20 protein-coding genes are annotated in these 13,146 nt (G+C 59.2%); 2 read left to right on the forward strand and 18 right to left on the reverse strand.

The window, feature by feature from the left end; all coding sequences use genetic code 11:
* Positions 1-10: 10 nt before the first annotated feature.
* From FFS57_RS02110 to lysC, 10 genes are all read right to left on the reverse strand, one after another.
* Positions 11-1,237, reverse strand: coding sequence for a phage tail-collar fiber domain-containing protein (locus FFS57_RS02110; protein WP_137936101.1), 1,227 nt, complete (start codon positions 1,235-1,237; stop codon positions 11-13).
* A 1-nt stretch (position 1,238) separates the two neighbouring features.
* The gene (locus tag FFS57_RS02115; RefSeq protein ID WP_137936102.1) at positions 1,239-1,859 is read right to left on the reverse strand and encodes a phage tail protein I; all 621 of its coding nucleotides are present in this window, start codon (positions 1,857-1,859) and stop codon (positions 1,239-1,241) included.
* The gene (locus FFS57_RS02120) at positions 1,852-2,760 is read right to left on the reverse strand and encodes a baseplate J/gp47 family protein (RefSeq protein WP_137936103.1); all 909 of its coding nucleotides are present in this window, start codon (positions 2,758-2,760) and stop codon (positions 1,852-1,854) included. The genes FFS57_RS02115 and FFS57_RS02120 overlap by 8 nt, the downstream gene beginning before the upstream one ends.
* On the reverse strand, positions 2,757-3,122 hold the full coding sequence (locus FFS57_RS02125) for a GPW/gp25 family protein (protein ID WP_137936104.1): 366 nt from the start codon (positions 3,120-3,122) through the stop codon (positions 2,757-2,759). Before FFS57_RS02125 ends, FFS57_RS02120 begins: the two co-directional genes overlap by 4 nt.
* Positions 3,119-3,784: a phage baseplate assembly protein V gene (locus tag FFS57_RS02130; RefSeq protein ID WP_137936105.1), complete on the reverse strand. Its 666-nt coding sequence runs from the start codon at positions 3,782-3,784 to the stop codon at positions 3,119-3,121. Before FFS57_RS02130 ends, FFS57_RS02125 begins: the two co-directional genes overlap by 4 nt.
* Positions 3,785-3,990: 206 nt before the next feature.
* Positions 3,991-4,704 (reverse strand): hypothetical protein, encoded by a 714-nt coding sequence (locus tag FFS57_RS02135; RefSeq protein WP_137936106.1) that lies wholly within the window; start codon positions 4,702-4,704, stop codon positions 3,991-3,993.
* Positions 4,705-4,785: 81 nt separating this feature from the next.
* Positions 4,786-5,223, reverse strand: a complete 438-nt coding sequence (locus FFS57_RS02140) for a phage virion morphogenesis protein (RefSeq protein ID WP_137936107.1) — start codon at positions 5,221-5,223, stop codon at positions 4,786-4,788.
* Complete coding sequence (locus tag FFS57_RS02145) at positions 5,216-5,677, reverse strand: phage tail protein (RefSeq protein WP_137936108.1); 462 nt, start codon at positions 5,675-5,677, stop codon at positions 5,216-5,218. The genes FFS57_RS02140 and FFS57_RS02145 overlap by 8 nt, the downstream gene beginning before the upstream one ends.
* Positions 5,674-5,889, reverse strand: coding sequence for a TraR/DksA family transcriptional regulator (locus tag FFS57_RS02150; protein WP_137936109.1), 216 nt, complete (start codon positions 5,887-5,889; stop codon positions 5,674-5,676). Before FFS57_RS02150 ends, FFS57_RS02145 begins: the two co-directional genes overlap by 4 nt.
* Positions 5,882-6,145 (reverse strand): Rz1-like lysis system protein LysC, encoded by a 264-nt coding sequence (lysC, locus tag FFS57_RS26215; RefSeq protein ID WP_212749154.1) that lies wholly within the window; start codon positions 6,143-6,145, stop codon positions 5,882-5,884. Before lysC ends, FFS57_RS02150 begins: the two co-directional genes overlap by 8 nt.
* Before the next feature lie 64 nt (positions 6,146-6,209).
* Here lysC and FFS57_RS26220 point away from each other — a divergent pair, with 64 nt between their 5' ends.
* A complete protein-coding gene (locus FFS57_RS26220) occupies positions 6,210-6,344 on the forward strand; it encodes a hypothetical protein (protein ID WP_502705889.1) in 135 nt (44 codons plus the stop codon).
* Between the two features lie 88 nt (positions 6,345-6,432).
* Here FFS57_RS26220 and FFS57_RS02160 read toward each other — a convergent pair whose 3' ends face one another.
* The 8 genes from FFS57_RS02160 to FFS57_RS02195 all read right to left on the reverse strand — a co-directional run bounded on the left by FFS57_RS02160 (position 6,433) and on the right by FFS57_RS02195 (position 11,231).
* Positions 6,433-7,239 carry an N-acetylmuramidase domain-containing protein gene (locus FFS57_RS02160; protein WP_137936111.1) on the reverse strand — a complete coding sequence of 269 codons (807 nt, stop codon included), beginning with the start codon at positions 7,237-7,239 and terminating at the stop codon, positions 6,433-6,435.
* Entirely contained in the window at positions 7,230-7,541 is a 312-nt protein-coding gene (locus FFS57_RS02165) for a phage holin family protein (RefSeq protein ID WP_137936112.1), read from the reverse strand. The genes FFS57_RS02160 and FFS57_RS02165 overlap by 10 nt, the downstream gene beginning before the upstream one ends.
* 2 nt (positions 7,542-7,543) lie before the next feature.
* The gene (locus FFS57_RS02170; RefSeq protein WP_137936113.1) at positions 7,544-7,906 is read right to left on the reverse strand and encodes a putative holin; all 363 of its coding nucleotides are present in this window, start codon (positions 7,904-7,906) and stop codon (positions 7,544-7,546) included.
* 2 nt (positions 7,907-7,908) lie between these two features.
* Positions 7,909-8,118, reverse strand: a complete 210-nt coding sequence (locus FFS57_RS02175; protein WP_137936114.1) for a tail protein X — start codon at positions 8,116-8,118, stop codon at positions 7,909-7,911.
* Positions 8,118-8,582 carry a head completion/stabilization protein gene (locus FFS57_RS02180; RefSeq protein WP_249383849.1) on the reverse strand — a complete coding sequence of 155 codons (465 nt, stop codon included), beginning with the start codon at positions 8,580-8,582 and terminating at the stop codon, positions 8,118-8,120. Before FFS57_RS02180 ends, FFS57_RS02175 begins: the two co-directional genes overlap by 1 nt.
* Before the next feature lie 93 nt (positions 8,583-8,675).
* Entirely contained in the window at positions 8,676-9,356 is a 681-nt protein-coding gene (gene gpM / locus FFS57_RS02185) for a phage terminase small subunit (protein WP_137936115.1), read from the reverse strand.
* A complete protein-coding gene (locus tag FFS57_RS02190) occupies positions 9,353-10,381 on the reverse strand; it encodes a phage major capsid protein, P2 family (protein ID WP_137936116.1) in 1,029 nt (342 codons plus the stop codon). Before FFS57_RS02190 ends, gpM begins: the two co-directional genes overlap by 4 nt.
* A gap of 31 nt (positions 10,382-10,412) precedes the next feature.
* Positions 10,413-11,231, reverse strand: coding sequence for a GPO family capsid scaffolding protein (locus tag FFS57_RS02195; RefSeq protein ID WP_137936117.1), 819 nt, complete (start codon positions 11,229-11,231; stop codon positions 10,413-10,415).
* A gap of 144 nt (positions 11,232-11,375) precedes the next feature.
* Here FFS57_RS02195 and FFS57_RS02200 point away from each other — a divergent pair, with 144 nt between their 5' ends.
* Positions 11,376-13,145: a terminase ATPase subunit family protein gene (locus tag FFS57_RS02200; protein ID WP_137936118.1), complete on the forward strand. Its 1,770-nt coding sequence runs from the start codon at positions 11,376-11,378 to the stop codon at positions 13,143-13,145.
* Position 13,146 lies beyond the last annotated feature (1 nt).

Genomic DNA, 13,146 nt, shown 5'->3' on the forward strand with positions numbered 1-13,146 from the left:
GGTCACTCCTTTAAAAACGAATACAGGCCAGCAAGGCCACGTTACGTGGGCGGGCTTCGTCGCCGCCGGGGTTCAATTTGCCATGCGGAAAGGTGCGGGCTTCGCGCTGGGTGGCGGCAGGGTTGCCCAAAATGGCGATTTCGTTGCTCATGCCGGGCGCGCCCCAAATCCCGATGTCTTTCAACGGCGCATAGCCGTCATCCACCGCCCCGCCGGTTTCCGTGACCAGGTAGTGATCATGCTTCAGGTTCTGGCTACCTTGGCCATAGCCGACGGTGCGTCCCGGATCGATCCCGCGCCCCTCATCGGCGGCCCGGAAGAATTCGCCGCGCAGGTCGGGTACCCGGAAGCTGGTCGCGTCAACCTCGGCATAGTAGACGCAACCGGCTTCCCAGCTGTTGACCGGTTTAACCAGGTTGTTGTCTTTGGCCCAGCTCCACAGCCCGCCATACACCGCCTTGGCCAAGCTGGCACCATTGGCCAGCACCGTGCCCGGTGGCGGGGTCGGGGCGCTGTGCAACAGCATGTCCCCACACTGGATCGACCGATACAGCTTCGCCCCGGCCACCCAGCCCATCAAGCCATAAGGGGGAACATAGATGATGTCTTCCTGCTTGCTGCTGGGTACGGCGCCGTAATAGCCGATGGCATTGCCAATGCCGTAGCCGGCCAGAGTGCTGGCCTTGTTGGCCTTGCCCGCGATCAGGGTGTTGACGTCATCCGGGGTGGTGTATTGCGGGTGCGGGTCACTGGCCTTCACATGCTCGATCAGCACTTGGTCCGCGTATTGCCGTGTCGCCAACACCACACTCGGATCAATCTTCAGTTCCACTGCCGTGGTACTGCTGACGATCAACACCAGCCGGATGATCTGGGTGCGGCCGGAGCCGCTGGCCAGCACTGGCTTGTAGGTGTCCGGGCAGTTGGCCACCGCGCACAGGTCGCCGGCCGCGTCGTACAGGCCGATTTCGCGTATCCACCAGCCGCCGGCGTCTTCGGGAATGATCTGTTCCGCCACCAGTTGATTGGGATTCTTCGGGTCAACCGACAGCTGGTTGAGCGCGGCACGGCGGGTTTCGTGAAGCAGGCTGGTTTGGCTGCGGTTGGGCTGCGGCGTGCTACCGTTGCCATCGCCGACGCCCATGTGCGTCAGTTTCAGGGTGGTGCCCAGGGCGGTGGCGTTGGCCAGCTTGGCTTCGCCGACGGCGGTCAGGATGGCGTAATACTGTGGTGTCATGTCAGGGGTTTCCTTGTATGGTCAGGGTATCAATCACATGCGACCCACCGGCCGCCCATAGCTGCCCGGTCAGGGTCAATTCGGCCGTGGTATAGGGGTAAATGGTCAGCACATCGCCGCCATAACTGGCCACGGTCACCGCTACGGTACCGCTGGTTTCCAGGCTGATGGCCAGGCCCAGCAGATGCCGCGACAGCGGCTTGGCGTCATCGATCACCCGTTCCAGCTCGCCATACATGGCATCGGTGATGCCCTGTTGGCTGACGCCCACCCGTAGCCGAAAGGTGCCGGGTGGGCCTTGGGGCGTGGTCTGCCACCATTCCAGGACTTCGATCAAATAGCCGAGCGGTTCCACCACCCGCCGTAGCGCGCCGATGGTGCCCTTGTGCTGATGCACGTAGAACGACGCTTGAATGACCTTGCGCTTGGTGTCGTCCGACCAATCGACGTCCCAGCGGTCCACCGACAGCGCCCACGCCAGATACGGCAACAGCGCAGGCGGACAACTGGCCGGGTTCCACAGGCTGCGCAGTGGTACCGGCAAATCACAGTTGCTGGCCAATACGGCCGCTGTACTGCGTTCAAACGGGGTCGTCCCAGGCGGTAACAGTTGATCAGTCATCGGTACCGCCAATGTCAATCTGTGATGCCGTGCAGTACGCCGCCTGATGGCCGGCCAATACCAGATCGGCAGCCGGCTGGCTCAGCTCCACCCGCTGCACGCCTTCCACGTGCAAGGCGGCGAACAGCGCGGAGCGGCGAATGTCGCGCCCCAGCCGGCGTTGCTGGGTCAAATAGCGTTGCAGGCTGTGCCCCGCAGCCGCGCGGATCAACTCCGCTTCCGGCCCCGGATACAGGTACAGCGTGGCAGCCACGGTATAGGGCACGATGGCGGCGCTGTGCACGGTGACCCGGTCACCCACCGGGCGCACGTTGTCGTCATTGAGTGCGGTACGGACCGCATTCAATAAGGCCACTGAGGCGGTGCCATCGCCTTGCCGGGATAGCACCGACACCAACACTTCACACGGGGCGGGGCTGGTGGCGGTGACATCGGCGACTTGGCCATCGGCCGACAAGGCATGCGAGATATAGGCGGCACGCGGTCCGGCTACTGATAGCCCCTCGAAGGCCAGTTGCGCTCGTGCCCGTAGGTCGTCGTCGTTTTCCCACAGCTCGACCTTGGGCGGCTGGGCGCTGGCATCGGCCTGTTGTAACCGCTGGCGGCGGGTGTTGAGATTGGCGCATAGCACGTCCAGGTCAGCGTCCTTGGCGTAGGCCAATAACACCGCTTGGGCGGCTTCGTTGATGCGTTGCCGTAGCAACAGCTCGCGGTAGGCGTTCTCCTGTAACAGCGCGGTCAGCGGTTCGCTGTCCAAGGCCAGCGTGGCGGCCACCGCTTCGCGTAAAGCAACCGGCAGCGCCGCCAGCAACTGTTGCTTACGCTGGCTCAACAGGGTTTCGTAATCCAGCACCTCGATCACAGTTGGCGCGGGCAATTGGGTTAGGTTGATGGCCATCAGGTGGAACCTCGTAACGGTAGCTGTAGCGATTGCAGGGCGGTAGCGGGTTGGTCACGGCGGCGCAGCTCGATGGCAAGTTGAAGGAAGCCCGCCGACTCACCGGCTTGCAAGCTGACCCGCTGGAGTTCCACGCGCGATTCCCAGCGGGTAATCGCCATCACGCAGGCCGCAATCAGCTGTAGTTGCGTGGTACCGTTCAACGGTCGATCCAGCAAATCCGGAAGCAAGCTGCCAAATTCACGGCGCATCACCCGGCTGCCCAGCGGCGTGGTCAGAATCACCCGCAGGCTTTGCCGGATGTGATCCAGCTCGGTCAGGGCGGCCCCGGTAGCGGCATGCAGGCCCAGATAGCGCACGGTCATGATGGCACCCCGGTATGGCCGCCATGGGGGTCGGGGTGGTTATGTTTGTCCAGTACGACACCATTGCTCGACAGCGTGCCGTGATTGGCGAAATGGCCTTGATGCTCAATGGCACCGCTGATGACGGTTTTACCGCTCGCCCCCGCTTGGCCCGCCATGCCGGCCAGATAGGTCAACAGCGACTTGGCCAGGGTCTGGCCGTCAACGGTCAGATTGCCGTTGATCTGTACATCGCCGGTAAACACCGACTGTGGACAATCCACCGTGCAACGCTGGCTGGCTTGCACCCGAGCGGTTTTAATGCCGGTGGCGGATAGGCTACCCGTGCCATGGTGGTAACGGATCACCGCGCCATCCGGAAAGGCGCACACCTGTTCATCGAGACTATTAGACGGGCTGGGGTGTGGCTCGGCATACAAACCCAGCAACACCACCCCGGCAGCGGGTTCGCCGCTGGGTGACAGCAATAGGCATTGCTCGCCCACCGTGGGCGGTGACCAAGTGCGGGTAGACCCGGCGCGTAACGTCAACCAGGGCAGCCAAGTGGAGTGCAGGCCGCCCGATTGCACCCGCACGCGGGGTGGTTGGGGTTGAATGGCAAGGATGGTACCGAACCGAATCAGTGATTCGAGACGGCGGGCAAGATCAGCGTAAGAGTCCATGCGGCGAGTGTGCCGCAGGGACTGTATGCACGGGAATCAAGGGGGGTTGTGGGAGACACAGGAACAACAGACCGCAAGTCAGTTCAGACTAATGCAGTCAATCTTAAGACACCTCTGCCTAGATCGATTTTTTTAATTTCTTGAGCTTAAATGGCTGATTTTATGCGACATAATTTACCATTTTACTAGCAAGAAGATGTGTTTAATTATTTTGAATAGCTTAATTGAATACTCTTATTGAAATCAGCGATAGATGCCACAAATGCAATATCATGCAGTGAGCCGATTTCTAAGGTGTATGGTGAATCGTTTGAATCCCCACGATCCAAGACTACACGATACTCTTGCTGATGGGAAAATTTAAGATGTTTTCTAAATAGAATCTCTTCATTTTTGAAAATATGACTTAATTTTCCAGAATCATAATATTCAACGAGATTGCCCTTGCACTCAAATCCATTATCTTTAGCAGCGCTCATGATCCGTTCTTTAAACTTTTTCGCATTGTATATAATTACAGACTTCTTGCCGAGCGAGCCATTCTCTTCAGGTAATTTAAAGCAATCTTGCAGCCCCTCTACAGAAGAAAACTCAGATGGCTTATCTTTACCTGTGTAGACGGCATGCATGCAAAAAATATTCTTTGCAAGATGAATAGGCGATTGGATTGAAACAGGGGACGCCAAATCCATTGATTCTATTCTATGTGCAACTCCATTAAAATTTAATGTTATTTTTATATCACTCGGCTGCAGCCAGTGTGATAAACCCTCATGCCGATCCAATCTCCCAGTATTGTCGTCTTCAAGCTTTACGAAGTAACTTAATGGATTCATATACATTGATCCATTTAAGAAATGTTCCAAGTGTACTTCATTATCAAATGTTTTTATTAGCATGTGAATATATGCATTATTCATGGAGCAGTCATTCCTGTTAAATTTTGTTTAAAAGGCACCCAGATTTATATTAATGCTAGGTATTGTAATGAAGTATTTTGATTAAAGTAGATTCAATGCATTTTTTCGAATTTGTGTAATATCAGGCTCTGTCAACCCCAGTAATTGACGTTCCACATATTGAACCACGACCCCACTTGGTTTGATCCTATCACGTAAGCCTTCCTGATGCACCCGCGCAATCCGACTGACTCGACCCACAAACCCCACCACTGCTAAATCCGGGCTGGCTTCAATCTTCAGATACTTGGCCGTACGCAGCTTGGCAAACATACCGCGTCGCAATGCCCCTTGCTGTTGATGCAACTGCGGCTTACGTGGCGCGTAGGGCGTGCCATCCGGGTTCAACTGCGCGGCAATGCGTTGTTGCTGACTGCGGCGTAGCTCGGTGGCGATCTGCCGCGCCAGCTTGCGGCGCTCGGCCGGTTTCAGCTTGGTCAACAGGCTGTTCAATTCACTTTCCCAGCGTAATTCAGCCATCGATCACCTGCCCATTGGCGATGATCTGTAACGGATTGGGCATCGGCCAACGTTCGCCCAGGTCCGGTTCCGGCAGGTGAATCGCCTGCAGGGTGTCGCCCTGCTGTTTCACTTGAACAGGTTCGGATAACTGAATCTGCAGCTTCAAGTCATAGCTGCTGTGATTGAGGATTTCCGCTTCGAACTGGATGGCTTCACGGGCGGTGTCCGGGTTCTGCAACAGCGAGGGCTGATATTGCCGCAACCACTGCAACACCGGCACCATCACCCGGTCGGTATGGCCCGCGAAATCCAACAGCCCGACCGTCACCTTGTAACGATACTCGAACGAAGGCCCGCCCAATCCAGCCGCGATCTGGCCGGACTCGATGTAAATCACCAGGTGATCCGGATTGGCCGCCAGCTCCGGCAAGGCGGCTTCCAGGGTAGCCCGCAGGCTGGCGGGCTTGTTCATCGGCGGCGCTCCCGTATGCTTTGGCAGTCAACACAACGGGTGCAGCACGGCATCGCTTGGCGTCGTGCTTCAGCAATGCGTTCGCCGCAGTCGTCGCAATGGCTTTGGCCGGGGGTAGCCAGCATCAAGGCAGTGGCGGCCTGTTGTCTTGCGATGGCTTCCGCGCGTTGCCGCGCTTCCAGCGCCTGGGCGCGGTCATAGACATCACTCATGCTGCATTCCTTTCTGACACTGTGCGATCAGTGCCACTTGTGCCGCGCAGGCTTCCAGCGCTTGCCGATGCGCGATCAGACTTTGCGCCAGCTGCCGGTTGGTGGTCGGTTGCTCGCTGGGTAAGGGGCACGGTGTCACGCTCGGGCACAACTGCACCTGAATTGGGGTTGGGCTGGCGGTGGGTGAAGTCGAGCAGGCGGGCAATGTCGTCAGGCAGACGAGTATCGCCCCAATGCTGGTTTTCGGACTGGTCATGGGTCAGGGCATCCAGGGTGGTCAGACGGCGGGTGGCCAAGTCACGGCTGGCCTGTAGCCGCATTTGCAATTCGGCACTGTAGGCGGCTTGCAGGCGATTCACCTGCAGCAGCGCATCGATCTGCCCGCGCTGCTGTTGCAAGCTGGTGTACAGGATGTCGCGTTCGGCTTCGATAGTCATGATGGTCTGTTGCAATAGCGTGTTGTTGGTCTGCAGGTTGGCATTGGCACGCCACAGGATCACCCCGGCCAACAGCCCACTACTGATCAACATTAAACGAATCGGATTACTGAACATCGCTTGTCCCTTCTGCCTCCGCAAACGCTTGCGCGAGCTTCACGTCATACAGATTGGCCTTGTACGCCGGCCCGTTATACAGCTTGGCGAACTCGGCCCAACGGCGGGCTTTCAGGGCTTTGAGCAAAACGGCATCCGCTTGCAGGAAGCGTATAAACGCATCCAGCTGCGCGGCTTCGCTGGCTTCCATCGCGGTGCGGAAGGCTTGTGCCGAGTCATAGCCTAAACGCTGCCAGTGATAGCCCATGATCTGAAACAGCCCCCAGCTGCAGGCTTCAATTGCCACTTGTTCATTGGCAATCTGCTGGATGCCTTCAAACCGCACCCATTCTGCTGATCTGCCAACATAACCGCCGCGCATCGGGTTGATCAGGGTCGGATAGCGTTGCTGTAGCGCTTGTACATCCAGCCCAGCGGCTTCGGCCTGTCGGTAGGCAATATGCCGTTCCACCAAAATGACAGGTCGGCCATCCGGCAAGAAACCAGAACCACGGGATTCCACTTGGTTAACCGCTTTAATCGCCGCCAGCGATACGCCCAGTTGTGCCGCTGCCGCGATCAAATCCGCCTCACGCAAGCGCTTGGGGTTGGGTTGGCCAGTCAGGGCTTCACGGGTTTTGAGGCCGGCCATCCCATCCACCACCAACCCAGCCTGAGCTTGCAGCTGTTTGACCGCGTCGCGGGTGGCCTCGCCAAACCAGCCATCGATGGCCAGTTGGGCGCCGTGTTCATTCAATTGGCGTTGCAGGTCGGCCACGGCTTGACCGACATCGCCGATTCGTAACATCAGATCCATGTTTCTTTTCTCAGTAACCGTAACAGCCCGCTGTGCTGATCGGCATCGGCCGGGCGGAACAGATCCACCACGTTGCCGCCGACCGCCAGAATGGCCAGACACAGCAAGCTATTGATCAGTAATTGCGGCCAACCGGTGACGACCGGCACGCCCCACAGCGGCATCACCACCTGCGCCGCCAACGCCACGCTCAGCCCATAGGCCAGCACACTGGCCCACGGGCGGTGCACGCTGCGGCGGGTGTACAACAGCAGGCGGCCACAGGCCAACGCGCACAGTGCGGCATTCAACAATTCCAACATGGTTACTTGCCCCTCAGTTGGTTGAACAGCGTGCGCGGGTCGGCTTGCTGGATCAGCCAGATCAGCAGCTTGATCACCACGGCAGACGCCAACAGCGCCCCGACCCCAGCCGACACGGTCACCCCGGTCGGCAGGAAGCTGCCCAGTAGTGCGGCCGCAGTCGGTGCCGCAACGAGGCCGGCAATCATCGCCAGCCCGAGAAACGCCAGTTTGCGCAGCGTGCCGAGTTCATTGCTCGACATCACAAACACCGCGCCCCCGGCAAAGGCGCCCAGTACGGCGCCAGCATCCAGGCCGGGAAACAAGGCCAGTAGGCTGGCGCCGGTTAATGCCAGCGTGGCGGTACTGCTTGCAGGTTCAGTCATGTTTAATCCCATAAATTGATCAGTGGTCGGACAGGGACCGATACCGGGCGATCCGGCAGCGTGACCTGTGTCCCCAACGGCAACACCGGCCCCAGCTCGGCCAGGCCCGGATTGCGGGCCAATACCCGTTCCGTGACGCCACCGGTGCGGCCGAGATGGCGCCAGCACAGCAGGTCCACGGTATCGCCTTGTAGCGCGATGACGGTCGCCATCAGATCAGCGCCACCGTGCTGCGGCCGATGCCCAGCAGGTCGGTGACCGCCCAACGGCTATCGCGGCGTAGGTCGTCCACCGTGCTGTCCAGGCGGTCGGCTTGCTGGTGGCCGGCGCCGGTGGCATCGAAACTGCGGTAGCGTTCGGTGACATTGGCCACCGCCAGGCAATACACGGCCCGTAACCAGCGTTGCACCAGCACCGATTGGCCATCGATTGGTTCGGCGGGTACCGTGGCCAAGCTGGCGAAGCCTTGCGCCTGTTGGCGTTGCCGCCAGCTGGCCAAGTCGCCGTTGACGCTGGCGATGGCTTCGATCAGCGCCATGCGCAAGCGCTCGTTGGTGACGGTGCCATCCAGCCGCATCGCCTTGCGCAGCTGATCCAGCGTTACCACTGGCCAGAACGATCCGGCCTGAATCGGCAGGCTGTCGGCTGGTGGGCTGGTGGTGGGTTGAATCATCATCGTGTCAGTCCCTGAGTGGGGACGGTGGAGCGGGTTTTGAGACATCCTTGATGCTCGCCACCCGCTGCCGTCCGGGTTGCGGGGTACGCTCGGTTAACCACTGACCACCGATTGGCGGTCAGTGGGTTGTTTGGTCAGCTTTTGCAGCCGCTCGATATCCTTCACCACCCCGACCTTGTCATGCAGTTGCTTGGCGCGGGTCAGGTGTTGTAAGGCGCTGGCCGGGTCGGTTGGCTCCAGTAACAGGCCGATTTCCTTATGCAGCTTGGCTCTGACTTGGTCGGGCATGTCCTGGGCCTGGGTCAGCTCGGCGGTGGCCAACAGCACCGTCACGTCAAAGGGCTGCTGGCCATCGCGGGCACGCTTGGCGGCGTCGGCCAGTTCTTCGGCAATCACGGTGGCAGTGGTCCGCGCAAACTGATCCGGCATCGCCAATTGGTAACGAATGGCATAGTCGGCAATCGCCAACGCTGCGGCATAGTCGCCGGCATCGATACGCCATAGCATGATGGTCATCAGCACGTCGTCTTGCGCGCCGTGGCCGGCTGCAAGCACCCCTTCAATCCAGGGTGCGTAATCCGGCAACAGTTCGCGCTTCAAGGCGGCCTTGGCTTCGGTGGACTGCACGCCCTTCAGGCGGCGCCGGTCGTCGTTGAGCTTGAGCAGCATCAGTTCGTACTGGCTGCAATCCTGCAGCGGTGCATTCGCCTGGGCGGATTCCGCCGCCAAGGCTGCGGTCACGCGGATGAAATGGGCACGGGCAGGCGAGATCATGCGTCCACCAGGGTGATGTTTTCGATCAGGCAACCGGCTTCGTAGCACTCCACCACATAGGCATCATTGCTGGATTCGTAGTTGGCAATCTGGTTGTAGTCCGGCTCTTCCCGCACATGACGGCGGCGTGCGTCCTCTTGGTAGTAGAGGGACAGATTCGACAGCGTGGTAATCAGCATCTTGCCGGCGGGCATGAACGGCGCCCGTACCGCTGGCAGCCCGCCAATGCGTTTCTGACTGATCACCAGATCGGCCGCCATTTGCTCAGTGGGCGGGTTGTCCTTGTTCAGGATCGGGAAATACTTGTCCGCCAGCAGGTCACGGCCGACGATCACCACCAAATCCGGATGCTCGGCGAACACCTCATGAATCAAGCTTTGCGTGGCATCGAACACCAGCGCATCCAGGTTCTTATAGCCATCTGCCTTGGCCACCTCCTTGCCAATCATCACCTTGCCGGAAGCGGCTTTGACTTCTTTCATCACCCGCGCCGGGGCGTTGTCGCGGTATTGCTGCAACCAGCCCTTGTTGACGTCCTGTAGCAAGGGGTTGGTGTCGCGGTTGGTTTCGTCGGCTGCACTGCTGCCGTTGAAACCAATCATGATGCGGTCCAGCGCCTGCTGTTTGATGATCACATCGCGCAGCTTGGTCTGGAATTCCGGAAACTTGGCCCATTGATCCAACTGGGCATAGGGAATGGCGGTATCGAAATCGGTTTTTTCGCAACGGTATTTGCCGGATGTGAAATCCGCCATCGAACGCGGTTGGCGTTTCTTGCTCGGGCTGGTCTTGGTACGACCGGCAATGGTGCCGATTACGCCCAGGCCCAGCTTTTCGCCTTCCAGATCACGTACGCCAATGACGTTGATCTTGGACAGGAATTCGCTGGACAGCTGAATGCGGGTTTCCAGCTTCTGCTGCACGCTGGGTGCCACCGCAAAGGATTTCTCTGCATTGGCCACCCCATTCAATTGCGCCACCTTGGCGCTATAGGCTTCAAATTGCTTGCGGGTATCGTTTCTCATGAATCAGGGTCTCAATTGTTATCGGGGTGGCTTAGCAGTCGGTCTCATGGGCTGGGCCACCACCACCCGCAGTCCGGGGGCGGCTGGGTTGGCTGGGTTGCTGGCTCAGTTGTTGCACCAGGGCGGCATGGTCGGCCGACAGCTGCTTGAACTGGGCTTGCAGCGTGGTGAGTTCCTGGCGGGTGGCTTGCAGGCTGGTGAAGTCGGCCAACACCTCGCGCTGACTGTCGGCAATCACCTCGACCGCGCTTTGCAAGTCGTCGAATTGCTGGTCATTCGCCTGTTGATTGCCTTTCAACAGTGCTTTGATCTTGCTGCTGAAGCTGTCCAGCAAGCCTTGGCTGTCGGCGGTGTCCAGTTCCAACTGGAATGCCACCGCCTCACTGAACAGGTTGTCGGGGTGGGATTTACGGCTGGCCAGCGGGTTATGTTTGGCGGTGGCGCTGAATTGCAGCATCTCGGTGCCGAGGCTGGCCGGGTCATCGGTCACCGCCAGCCCCACCAGATAGGCTTCGCCGGTATCGGCAAAGTCGGTGCGCACTTCCATCGAGGTGTAGACCTTTTGCCGTGCCTTGGTCATCGCAATCAGCTCGTCGGTGGGGTCGATCACCGCATACAGCGCCAACTTGCCGTCAGCGTCTTCCTGGGTACTCAGTGACAACACATCACCATAGCGTTTGAACGGGCTATCCGGGGTGAAGCCCTTGATGTGTTCCAGGTTGACCCGTGCGCCGTATGTCTTCGGGTCGTAGTTGGCCGCCATCTGAGTCAGCCATTGGCGTTCGATGACCCGGCCATCAGTGGTGGCGCCTTCGGTGGCGATACGAAATTGTTTGGATTTACCAGCCATGTCGCGGTGTCCTGTGGGTGGATGTTGTCGATATCGTCATCGTGCCGCACCCCTGGCCCTGCCTCAATCGACGCTGGTTGTCAGTGCTGGTGGCACAACGGCCAACGCGGGGAATTTGTGTGCGCACGCGGCAAACTGCCCAGCATGACCACATCGCCCCTTTCCCCATTCGACTTTGACCCCCGCCGCCACGCACGGGCGCTGTACTGGCAGGGCTGGCGCATTGCGCGCATTGCCCAGCAACTGGGTGTGAAACCCGCCACCGTGCACAGCTGGAAACGGCGCGATGGTTGGCACGACACCGACCCCACCGAACGGATTGCGGTGGCCATCGAAACCCGGCTGCAGCAGTTGATTGCCAAAGACACCAAGGAGGGACGCGACTACAAAGAAATCGACCTGCTCGGCCGACAGCTGGAACGACTGGCGCGGGTCGGCAAGTACCAACAGACCGGCAAGGCAACCGACCTGAACCCGAAGCTGACTAACCGCAACGCCAACCCCAAACGGCCGCCCAGCAAAAACGCCATCAGTGAGGCGCAACACCAGACCTTGCGCGATGCGTTCTTTGACAGTCTGTTTGACTACCAGCGCACGTGGTACCGCGCCGGGCAAACCGAACGAATCCGCAATCTGCTAAAGAGCCGGCAGATCGGCGCCACCTACTACTTTGCGCGGGAAGCGCTGCTGGATGCATTGGACACCGGCCGCAATCAGATTTTTCTGTCGGCGTCCAAAGCCCAGGCGTTCCAGTTTCGTAGCTATATCGTGGACTTCGCCAAGGTGGCGGACATCGAGCTGAAAGGCGAGGTGATCAAGCTGCCGAACGAGGCGGAACTGATCTTCTTGGGCACCAACAGCCGCACCGCGCAGAGCTATCACGGCAATCTGTATCTGGATGAGTATTTCTGGATTCCGCGCTACCAGGAACTGCGCAAGGTGGCGTCGGGGATGGCGTCGCAGAAGCGCTGGCGGCAGACCTATTTCAGTACGCCCAGTGCGCTGTCGCATGAGGCGTATCCGTTCTGGTCGGGTGCACTCTATAACCGAGGCCGCGCCAAGGCGGAGCAGATCCGGCTCGACATCAGCCATGCCGCCTTAGCGGCGGGTCGCCGTTGTGAAGATGGCCAATGGCGGCAGATCGTTACGATTGAGGATGCACTCAGACATGGTTGCGATCTGTTCGACCTCGATCAACTAAAACGGGAATACAGCCCGGATGAATTCGCCCAGTTGTTCCAGTGCCAGTTCATCGATGATGGCAACAGCGTGTTCAGTTTCACTGCGCTGCAGCGCTGTATGGTGGATAGCTGGGAGCTGTGGACCGACTGGAAGCCGTTCAGCCTGCGCCCATTCGGGCAGCGCGAAGTGTGGTTGGGGTATGACCCGAATGGCGGCACGGATAAAGGCGATAGCGCTGGGTTGGTGATCGTGGCACCGCCTGCGGTACCGGGTGGACCGTTCCGGATTCTGGAACGGCACCAGTTCAAGGGCGCGGACTACGAAGCGCAAGCCGACTTTATCCGCCAGAGCTGCCAACGCTTCAACGTCACCTATCTGGGCATGGATACCACCAGCATCGGTTCGGCGGTGTATCAACTGGTCAAGCAGTTCCGCCCGGATACGGTCGCATTCAGCTACAACGTGGAACTCAAAACCAAGCTGGTGTTGAAAGCACTGAACATCATTCAGAACGGTCGCCTGCAGTTCGATGCCGGCCATACCGATATCCCAGCCTCATTCATGGCGATCAAGAAGACCCTGACCGCCAGCGGTCGCCAAGCCACCTATGTGGCCGGTCGTTCAGAAGACGTGAGCCATGCCGATCTGGCCTGGGCCACCATGCACGCCCTGTTCAACGAGCCCTTGGAAGGCGCGACCGCCACCAATGGCAGTATTTTGGAGATTTATTGAG

Origin of the sequence: Chitinivorax sp. B (assembly GCF_005503445.1) — a bacterium.
In the GTDB taxonomy this organism is placed as follows: domain Bacteria; phylum Pseudomonadota; class Gammaproteobacteria; order Burkholderiales; family SCOH01; genus Chitinivorax.